Below are 9,787 nucleotides of genomic sequence, written 5' to 3'. Positions count from 1 at the left end.
CTGGTATTGCCTGTTAAAGAAATTGTAGTTCCTGAGGCAGTACAAACAGTTGCATTCGATGCAGAAGCAGTACCACCTACGGAGGCAGCCGAAACAGCTACTGTTACTTCGTTAGAATATGCGACTGCACAAACCCCACTAGTTACTTTGGCTCTATAAATAGTTTCTTGTGTTAAATTCCCTGTCAATAAAGAAGTACGAGTAGAATCTGTAATATCTACGAAAAATCCTGCTACTTTCTTTTGCCATTGAATCGTTCCTGTATTGCCTGTTAAAGAAATTGTAGTTCCTGAGGCAGTACAAACAGTTGCATTCGATGCAGAAGCAGTACCACCTACGGAGGCAGCCGAAACAGCTACTGTTACTTCGTTAGAATATGCGACTGCACAAATCCCACTAGTTACTTTGGCTCTATAAATAGTTTCTTGTGTTAAATTTCCTGTTAATAAAGTAGTACGAGTAGAATCCGTAATATCTACGAAAAATCCTGCTACTTTCTTTTGCCATTGAATCGTTCCTGTATTGCCTGTTAAAGAAATTGTAGTTCCTGAGGCAGTACAAACAGTTGCATTCGTTGCAGATGCTGTTCCTCCAACTGAGGCGGGTGTTACTGTTCCAGTTAGTGGTGATTCAGCAGTTGTTGCTCCTGTAGAAGTTATTTGTAGAGATTCAGCACCTGGGTTTGTCGCAGTAGCCTTCATCCGTATATATACAGTAGTAGCTGCTACTGAACCTCCTGATTGAGTAAGAGTTAATGTTGGAGAAAAATTACTATTATCTGTTGAAAGTTCGTAAGCGCTACCGGTAAAAGATAAAAGAATATCTGCTGTTAAATCAGCACCTCCTACTGTAATGCTTTGAGAAGCCGATGTAACATCGACACAAGAATTAAAATCACCAAGCGTAGAATCATCTAAAGTAATTGAAGGGGATGTTACCCCTAATAATTTGTTCAATGCAGCATCAACTGGGTCAGAGGATGTACTTGAACTCCTTGATGTAAAAGGTGATGAATAAAGTGCATTAGCATCATCCGCTGGATCTACAAATATGAAAGCATTATGCAAACTCGTAGATGTTTGAGTGAAGCTGGCATCGGTTTGAACGAAATAAAATCCTGTTATGTTGTTGCCTGGTTCCTTTATCAAACGAGATATAGTCCCATAAATAGTAGTAGGACCGGGTCCATAAGTCAAAGTACCATTTACATTATTGCCAGAAAATTGGGTTCCAGCAGTGGCAGATGTAAAAGTATACGGTCCAGAACCGGTTTCAGAAGTTATAGTGATCGACGTGGATTCTACTTTATAAGTCCCCGTTCCTTGAAAGATTTTATTAAATGTGACTTGAGGATATGCCGGGGGAGAAGAAGTTAAATTTCCAAAAGAAATAAAACTGATTAAAAAAGTAGAGAGAAAAATAAGCGCAGAACGCAGCTTAAAATACTTAAGATAACTTAAATATCTTTTCATGATATTAATTTTGAACATGTATATAATTTAAAACGTTGCAAGAAAGAGCAATAAACGTAGTTAATGAAAAAAAAGAACGTGCTTTTAGTCTAAAAAATCAAAAATTATACTACAAAACTTATAGAGTTCTAAAAAATTATTAAATTCGCACAGGCTTTACTACCCTAGTTCTAAATTAATACCATGCTTTTCTATATATCAATTGCAATTATCTTCATTGCATTAATCAGTGTGCTGTATAACTACAGAGAAAATCAATCTTCTTTGTACCTCAGCTTGATACTGGTTATTTTTTCTACTTATTCTCTGACGCATTATTACACTGTGTATGGTAAAGACCCAATTCTTTTGGCTTTTTTCTATGGACATTTTTCACCTTTATGGTACTTATTAGGACCTTTGATCTTTTGGTATTCGAAAAGTATCGTTGAAAAAGACCGTTTTAAAATTGGTGGCAAACAGTTTTTTCATTTGATCCCCTTCACTATACATATCGTTTCAATTTTCCCTTATTATTTTTTGCCATTTTCAGTCAAATTAGATATTGCTAAAAAAGTCGTTGGTAATATCAATGAATTCCATCGATTCGATATTGTTAATCGATTTTATTCCCAAGATGTAGCTTTTTTTACTCGTCCAGCTTTACTTTTTATTTATTCGCTTTTTTCCTTAATCTTCGTCTATCAGAGAAACAAATTGCAAAGAAATGAGCACAGTAAATGGGCCATTTATTTTTTAGCTTCTATGGTACTTCTGTCTATTAATTTTGGCTTTTTAACTTACATCACATATAGTAGCAAAAATTTACAAGAGGCTGTCACAAATTCTCCCTTTAATATATTATCAGGAATTGGATATTTGAGTGTACCAATTATCATTTTCACTTTATTCCCTGAAATAATATATGGTAAGACTCATTTCAAAGTTCAAAAAAAGGTACTTCCCAAAACGGAAAATTATGGCCTTTTCATAGATGAATATAAAATCATTGCCGACAAATTTTACGACTTTATGAGCCAAATGCCTTATTTGAATCCCGATTTTAATTTGCGGGATGTTGAAACTCGATTAGGCTATACAGAAGATCAACTCAAAGAATGTTTGAAATATAATTTCAACAAGAAATTCACAGAAATCAGAGCTGAATACCGGGTGAATTACGCCAAAAAATTATTAGAAGATGGAGCCTCCAGAAACACTTCGATAGACGGAATTGGCGCCCTTTCTGGTTTCTCCAATCGAGCCAATTTTTATTCTACTTTTAAAAATTACACTGGACAAACCCCTTCTGAATATTTAAAATCTTTGCAAGAGGTTAGCTGTTAGAAGAGGGAAAAGAGAAGAGAGAAGAGAGGAGAGAGAAGAGAGAAGAGAGAAAAGAGAAAAGAGGAAAGTAAAAATAGGTAATAATGAGAATTAAGAGTCAAAATATCTGAATTATCATACGCACTGCCGTGTTAAATCTGATACCTATTACCTTTTTACATTCAATGTTATTGATTCTATTTATCCACGGATTAAAATCCATGGCTACAATAATGATCATCCCTACGGGATTCTAAATTCTACATTCTTAATTTTTAATTCTACATTCAACGAAAGGGAAAAGAGAAAAGAAATACTTATTACCTTTTACCTCTTTTCTCTCTCCTCTCTTCTCTTTCCTCTTTTCTCTCTTCTCTTTCCTCTTTTCTCTCTTCCTAGTAAACAAACTCTCCAAACTCACTTTTAATCGTCAGTTTCTTCACTTCTGAAGCCTCAACTCGGCCAACGATTTGCGCAGGAATTCCAAATGATTGAGAAATGGAGATGATTTGATCCGCAAAAGCTGGATTAGCATAAGCTTCTAGCCTGTGACCCATGTTAAACACCTTGTACATTTCGCTGTAACTTGTTCCACTTTCTTTTTGAATCAATTCAAATAGGGCAGGGACCTTGAACAAATTGTCTTTGATAACGTGAACATTCTCTACAAAATGCATCACTTTCGTTTGTGCACCGCCTGAGCAATGCACCATTCCATGCAAGTGTGGTCTTAATTCTGTTAACAAAGCTTTTACGACTGGAGCATAAGTTCTTGTTGGCGACAAAATTAATTGCCCTACGTTTAAGGGTGTTCCTGCTACCGGCTCCGTTAATTGCTTGGATCCAGAATACACTAAATCTGAAGGAACTTGTGGGTCAAAACTTTCAGGGTATTTTTTAGCCAAATAATTGCCCAAGACATCATGACGAGCGGAAGTTAATCCATTACTACCCATTCCTCCATTATATACTTTTTCGTAATTCGCTTGTCCGTCTGAAGCCAAACCAATAATTACATCACCTGCCTGAATATTTCCATTAGAAATCACATCAGAACGCTTCATTCTTCCAATAACCGTGCTATCTACAATAATGGTTCGCACTAAATCACCTACATCGGCAGTTTCACCACCTGTAGAATAAATTCCTATTCCATTATCACGAAGCATTTGTAACACTTCTTCCGTACCGTTGATAATTTCGGCAATTACCTCCCCTGGAATCAAGTTTTTATTTCTTCCAATCGTGCTAGAAAGCAACATTTGATCCGTAGCACCTACACAAATTAAATCGTCTGTGTTCATCACTACCGCATCTTGAGCAATTCCTCTCCAAACAGAAATGTCTCCAGTTTCTTTCCAATATAAATAGGCTAAAGACGATTTAGTACCTGCACCATCTGCGTGCATGATGTTGCAATAATCCTCATCTCCACCTAAAATATCTGGTGAAATTTTACAAAAAGCTTGAGGGAAAAGTCCTTTGTCAAGCTTAGAAATTGCTTGGTGGACATCTTCTTTTGAAGCAGAAACTCCGCGTTGTAAATAGCGCTCAGATGACATAATTTTTTATGATATTTTTAATTGTGCAAATTCTTTGGCAAAATACGTCAAGATCACTTGAGCTCCTGCTCTTTTAATCGCCAAAAGGCTTTCTAACATGGCTTTTTCTCCATCAATCCAACCGTTCAATGCTGCAGCTTTTACCATGGCATATTCTCCCGAAACATTATATGCGGCAATGGGTAAATTGCTGTTCTCTTTCAACAAAGCGATAATATCCAAATAGGCCAAAGCAGGTTTTACCATCAGAAAATCCGCTCCTTCCAACTCATCCAACTCCGCTTCACGAAGTGCTTCTCTTTGATTCGCTGGATTCATTTGATAGGTTTTTTTGTCTCCAAATTTAGGGGCCGATTCCAAGGCATCTCTAAATGGTCCGTAAAAGGCTGAAGCATATTTAGCAGTGTAAGCCATAATACCTACATCAGTAAATCCTGCCTCATCCAAGGATTCTCTTAAATACCCTACTCGGCCATCCATCATATCAGATGGGCCAATCAATTTACTTCCAGCTTGTGCTTGAGCAATGGCCATTTTGGCCAAAATGGGCAATGTTTCATCATTGATGATTTGACCATTTTTCACCACACCGTCATGTCCATCGGAACTGTAGGGGTCCATGGCTACATCTGTTAATAAACTAATTTCCGGAAATCTGCTTGAAATGGCATGAATGGACTCTAAATATAAATTTCCTTTTCGGTAACTTTCTGAGGCTATAGAATCTTTTTTATCTTCTGCAATTTGAGGAAATAAAGCAAATGATTGAATGCCTAATGCAACACATTCATCTATTTCTTTTAAAAGTAAATCTAAACTAAAGCGATGAATACCCGGCATAGATGCTATGGCCGACTTTTTATTAACTCCATCCATCACAAACAAAGGGAACATCATGTCCTTCACAGACAATCTATTTTCCTCTACCATTGTACGAATAACAGCACTTTGGCGATTTCTTCTTGGTCTTTGCAGCATACAATTTTGAATTAGGTTGCAATTTACGGAAAAGCAGGGATAGTTATGAATTATGGGTTATGAATTATGAAGTATGATTTGAAGATAATTACCCATATAAATTCATAACTCATAATTCATAACTCATAAATTATACACATCCCACATATTTCCCAGGAATGGGATTATAACCCAATTCTTGAGTTAATCCCACTTCGGAGCTGAAATAACCCCAGGTAGTTAATTGTTTGATGAGGGTAAAAAAATGAGGGGGAAGCTCATTTTCATTAATGCGACTTGCCTTTTTATCTAAATCGAGGACAAAATCCCATTTTTGTTGGGGAGAATACTGCAAGAAATCTTTGGGGATATTTCCCAATCCATCCATGAACACTTTTTGCTCCTCTTTGGTATAACAATCCGAAACAATGGTTTGCATGAAATTGGCTATTTTGGCAGCTTTCGCTCCTGCCGATTTCTTCGTTGTTGGAATGATGATTTCCCCTATTTCGTCCAGTATTTGTAATTCTGTTTCAGAAAAAGCTAGTCCTTTTTCGGAGGATTGACAAGCAGATAAAAATGCTTCTGCTCCAACAAATCCAGCAAAAAATAAAGTGGCACCCGCCTGAATGGATCTTCTTCTGTTCATCTTAGAATTTCCCCTGTTTAAATTCTTCTACTGCATGAGCCACTGCCCTTGCTGTTAAAGCCATGTATAATATGGATGGGCTTTGATTTCCAGTGCTAGTCATACAAGCACCATCAGTTATGTAAACATTTAGACAACTATGTAATTGATTGTTTTCGTTTAGCATAGAAGATTGAGGATCTTTGCCCATTCTGACTCCACCCATTTCATGAATATCTAAACCAGGGGCTTGCTTACTATCATGGACTTCGATGTCCACACAACCAATCCTACCCAACATTTCTTTGCTTTGCTCCAAAAAATCCTTGACCATTAATTCATCATTCTGATCATAGCCTACATCCGTGACCAACAACGGGATTCCCCAAGCGTCTTTTTGGTCCTTGCTCAAATAAACTCGGTTTGTTGCCTTTGGAATGGTTTCTCCTTGCATGTACATATAAATGTGCCAATCGCCTAATTCTGATAACGCCTCTTTATAATCCGCGCCTATTTGTGGACCTTGCTCTGTTCCTGTTTTACGTGTCCGATAAGCCCCCGTAAACGTAGTATAGCCCCCCACAAAATCCATGTCTTTTTTATACAAATTACGGTAATTGGCTAAAATAGCTTCGGTGGGATTATTTCCATATACATACTTATCTAGGAAACCATCGATTTTCGCATTGGCAGAAGCACGATAATTATGGAAACAAATGTATCGACCCAATATATCATGGTCATTTCCTAAACCATTGGTAAAACGGGAGGACCTTGAGTTTAATAAAATCAAATTGGTATTTAAGGCCGAGGCATTCAAAAAAATGATTTTGGCATAAAAAATCTCTTCCTTATGCGTTTCAGCATCGATGATTTTAACGCCTTTGGCCTTGCCTGTTTGCTCATCATAAATCACAGAATGAACTACTGAATGGGGTCTTAATGTCAAATTACCTGTCTTTTTCGCCCATGGCAAAGTGGAGGCATTGGAGCTAAAATAGCCACCATAAGGACAACCTCGCATACATAAATTACGTCCTTGGCAATCGCTGCGCCCTTGTTCTTTTTGAAGCTCAGAGGCTTTACTCAATTGAGCCCAACGCCCTTGGACTACATGCCTTTCTGGATAAAATTCCTTGATTTTATCCGCCATGTATTGTTCTACGCAATTGAAATCGAAAGGTGGCAAAAACTCGCCATCGGGCATGGCATCAATTCCGTCTTTATTTCCACAAACACCAATGAATTTCTCTACATGGGAATACCAAGGGGCAATATCTTTATATTGAATGGGCCATTCAATACCATAACCGTATTTAGCCGGCGATTCAAATTCCGATTGACTCCATCGTTGAGTAGCTCTTCCCCAAATCAATGATTTACCTCCTACTTGATAACCCCTAATCCAATCGAATGGTCTTTTTTGAACATAGGGATGATCCTGGTCTTTCACAAAAAAATGGGCAGTATCTTCCCCAAAGCCTGCAGCTTTTGAAATTAATGGATTTTCTTCCCGATATTTTCTAGTAACTTTTCCACGGTGAGCAAACTCCCAAGGAGCCTTCATGGCCGTGGGATAATCTTTGTTGTGTTCAACATTTCTGCCTCGCTCAAGCACCAAGGTTTTTAATCCTTTTTCACAAAGTTCTTTGGCTGCCCAACCTCCAGAAATACCTGAACCGACAACAATTGCATCAAATGTATTCATCCCAAAAGATGTTAAAACTAAACGTTTTCATTGATCAAACATTCCACATGGGGATGTAACCATAAAAAAGAGGCTGGTAAGAAAGTAGAAATTTTCTTTGTCATCAATTGCTTGATCGCTTCTTCTTTGCCAGAACCTGTTACCAAAAATAGAATTTTTTTGGCTTGTAATATACTTTTCAAACCTAAAGTTAAACCAAAAGCAGGTTCATCACCTTGCGATAAAGTAGGGTCGTGTTGGATGGTACTTTCCGCTAAAATGGCTTTGTGGCAATCAACTTGTAATTCAGCAGCGGGTTCATTAAAACCTATGTGTCCATTTTTCCCCAAACCTAAAATAACAATATCTAAAGGCCCATTTTGATCAATGGAATCCTGGATTCTTTTACATTCTGCCAGCAAATCAGTGTTATTTGTATCAAATTCTTCATAACGGTCAGCCGAAACGTGCAATGGGCCTAGTAAGTGTTGTTTCAAATAACTTTGGCAGGAATCGGGATGTGACATTGGAATAATTCCCCATTCATCCAATTTGGTTACTTGTAAATGATCAAACAAACTAGCATCTTTCTGATATGCCTCCGCTAAAGCGGCATACATTCCAGTTGGAGATCCTCCTGTAGCAGCACCTAATCGTAAATTCTTTTTTTGTGTTAAATCAGATATGATGATCGCACTAGCTGCTGCACTCATGGAAGCGTAGTCTTTGAATCTAGTAATTTTCATGTAATTAAGAATGTAGGGTGTAAAATTAAGAATGAAGAATTAAGAATGTATGACGCATGATGTAAAATTAAGAATGTAGAATTGAAAATATAGAATTAATCTTACATCCTACTTCAACAACTCATACACCCTCACAAAATCGATATCATAACTTAAAGGAAAAACGCTCTCGTCCACGCCTTTGGCGCCACCCCAATTTCCACCAACAGCCAAATTGAGAATCAAATGAAAGCGTTTGTTAAATGGCCAATGGCTTGCATCTTGACCATCATTTTTGAAACTATAAAAAAGTTCATCATCGATAAATCCTTGGATATAATCAGGCGTCCAATCTACTCGATACACATGGAATTCACTGTCAGCAGTGGCGACTTGCTTTTTAACCCCCACTTGAGTCCCTTTGGTATGATTGAAAGCGCCAGTGTGTACGGTACAATGTACCACATTGGGGTCATAACCGACGTGTTCCATGATATCAATTTCTCCGGAATTGGGCCAATTTCCATACATTTGATCTGTTGGAAGCATCCAAAATGCTGGCCAGGTTCCACGTCCTTTTGGTACTCTAATTCTTGCTTCAAATCTTCCATATAACCAATCGCCTTTACCTTTTGTGACTAAACGGGCAGAACTAAAAGTCCCCGATTCAATGCTTTCTTTTTTGGCAGTAATAGACAAAATCCCATTTTGAATACTAGCATTGGCTCCTGAGGTATAATATTGTAATTCATTGTTTCCCCAACCTCCAGCACCTAAATCATAGGACCATTTCGCCAAATCGGGCTTTGTCCCTTGATTAAATTCATCAGACCAAATGGGCTTTTCGGAAAAAGTGTAGTCTTTCTTTTTTTTACTTTGTGTAGACTTTTCTTGAAAACTTAAAAGAAAAAAACTGATGAATAGTAATATGTAACTGATGTATTTCATTATAAAATCAATTTGATTAGTAAAATCTAAATTAGATAATTTTTTTATAGATATTTTAAATTTATGCTTAGATTTAGTTTTTCAAACCCTAAATCAAAAATTCATGAAAAAATTAACTACATTTTTTGCATTAATTTGCTTCCTTTTTATTTCATTTTTCTCTAACGCAAAACCAGCTGACAATCTAGATTATTTTGTTGGAAAATGGCAAATTGTTATCAAAGGAACCCCGAATGGAGATGCTCAAATGGTGTTTCTCCTAACTAAAAAAGATGGAGAAATTGCGGGTGTCATTCAAGATACATCAGGAACTGAAATTTCAGTTATTTCTAAGACTGAGATCAAAGAAGGTGCTATCACCTTGTTTTTTACAGCACAAGGTTATGATGTCAATTTAGATTTGAAAAAGAAAGACGAAAATCATGTAGAAGGCAGTTTAATGTCGATGTTTGATGCCGTTGGTGAAAGAATTAAAACAGACAAATAAAGTTTTAAAGCGGTCA

Annotated in this window: 9 protein-coding genes; 2 read left to right on the top strand and 7 right to left on the bottom strand. The window is 37.1% G+C overall.

All coding sequences use genetic code 11. The features are described 5' to 3' along the window. Positions 1 to 1,472, bottom strand: a 1,472-nt coding sequence (locus V7S79_RS11960) for a hypothetical protein (RefSeq protein WP_459490830.1), incomplete at its 3' end; no start/stop codon positions are given. Between the two features lie 183 nt (positions 1,473 to 1,655). Here V7S79_RS11960 and V7S79_RS11955 point away from each other — a divergent pair. Continuing rightward, positions 1,656 to 2,798 carry a helix-turn-helix transcriptional regulator gene (locus V7S79_RS11955; RefSeq protein WP_459490829.1) on the top strand — a complete coding sequence of 381 codons (1,143 nt, stop codon included), beginning with the start codon at positions 1,656 to 1,658 and terminating at the stop codon, positions 2,796 to 2,798. A gap of 374 nt (positions 2,799 to 3,172) precedes the next feature. Here the strand turns inward: V7S79_RS11955 and V7S79_RS11950 are convergent, their stop codons facing one another. From V7S79_RS11950 to V7S79_RS11925, 6 genes are all read right to left on the bottom strand, one after another. Further along, on the bottom strand, positions 3,173 to 4,339 hold the full coding sequence (locus V7S79_RS11950) for an AIR synthase related protein (RefSeq protein ID WP_459490828.1): 1,167 nt from the start codon (positions 4,337 to 4,339) through the stop codon (positions 3,173 to 3,175). 6 nt (positions 4,340 to 4,345) lie between these two features. Further along, the gene (hemB, locus tag V7S79_RS11945; protein ID WP_459490827.1) at positions 4,346 to 5,317 is read right to left on the bottom strand and encodes a porphobilinogen synthase; all 972 of its coding nucleotides are present in this window, start codon (positions 5,315 to 5,317) and stop codon (positions 4,346 to 4,348) included. Between the two features lie 130 nt (positions 5,318 to 5,447). Further along, on the bottom strand, positions 5,448 to 5,945 hold the full coding sequence (locus V7S79_RS11940; protein WP_459490826.1) for a gluconate 2-dehydrogenase subunit 3 family protein: 498 nt from the start codon (positions 5,943 to 5,945) through the stop codon (positions 5,448 to 5,450). Between the two features lies 1 nt (position 5,946). Beyond that, positions 5,947 to 7,632 carry a GMC oxidoreductase gene (locus V7S79_RS11935; RefSeq protein ID WP_459490825.1) on the bottom strand — a complete coding sequence of 562 codons (1,686 nt, stop codon included), beginning with the start codon at positions 7,630 to 7,632 and terminating at the stop codon, positions 5,947 to 5,949. Between the two features lie 17 nt (positions 7,633 to 7,649). Next, a complete protein-coding gene (locus V7S79_RS11930) occupies positions 7,650 to 8,357 on the bottom strand; it encodes a 6-phosphogluconolactonase (RefSeq protein ID WP_459490824.1) in 708 nt (235 codons plus the stop codon). Positions 8,358 to 8,465: 108 nt separating this feature from the next. Next, positions 8,466 to 9,284 (bottom strand): glycoside hydrolase family 16 protein, encoded by an 819-nt coding sequence (locus tag V7S79_RS11925; RefSeq protein ID WP_459490823.1) that lies wholly within the window; start codon positions 9,282 to 9,284, stop codon positions 8,466 to 8,468. Positions 9,285 to 9,387: 103 nt separating this feature from the next. Between V7S79_RS11925 and V7S79_RS11920 the strand changes: the two genes are divergently transcribed. Then, positions 9,388 to 9,771, top strand: a complete 384-nt coding sequence (locus V7S79_RS11920) for a hypothetical protein (protein WP_459490822.1) — start codon at positions 9,388 to 9,390, stop codon at positions 9,769 to 9,771. Positions 9,772 to 9,787: the final 16 nt, after the last annotated feature.

The organism is Aquirufa sp. ROCK-SH2, assembly GCF_054558315.1.
The sequence above is the reverse complement of the archived record's forward strand: the minus strand, read 5'-3'. Positions and strand labels throughout refer to the sequence as shown.

Excerpts from the sequence above, each read along its gene's own strand:
- V7S79_RS11955 (WP_459490829.1), top strand. The coding sequence starts at position 1,656 with ATGCTTTTCTATATATCAATTGCAATTATCTTCATTGCATTAATCAGT.
- V7S79_RS11950 (WP_459490828.1), bottom strand. The coding sequence starts at position 4,339 with ATGTCATCTGAGCGCTATTTACAACGCGGAGTTTCTGCTTCAAAAGAA.
- hemB (WP_459490827.1), bottom strand. The coding sequence starts at position 5,317 with ATGCTGCAAAGACCAAGAAGAAATCGCCAAAGTGCTGTTATTCGTACA.
- V7S79_RS11940 (WP_459490826.1), bottom strand. The coding sequence starts at position 5,945 with ATGAACAGAAGAAGATCCATTCAGGCGGGTGCCACTTTATTTTTTGCT.
- V7S79_RS11935 (WP_459490825.1), bottom strand. The coding sequence starts at position 7,632 with ATGAATACATTTGATGCAATTGTTGTCGGTTCAGGTATTTCTGGAGGT.
- V7S79_RS11930 (WP_459490824.1), bottom strand. The coding sequence starts at position 8,357 with ATGAAAATTACTAGATTCAAAGACTACGCTTCCATGAGTGCAGCAGCT.
- V7S79_RS11925 (WP_459490823.1), bottom strand. The coding sequence starts at position 9,284 with ATGAAATACATCAGTTACATATTACTATTCATCAGTTTTTTTCTTTTA.
- V7S79_RS11920 (WP_459490822.1), top strand. The coding sequence starts at position 9,388 with ATGAAAAAATTAACTACATTTTTTGCATTAATTTGCTTCCTTTTTATT.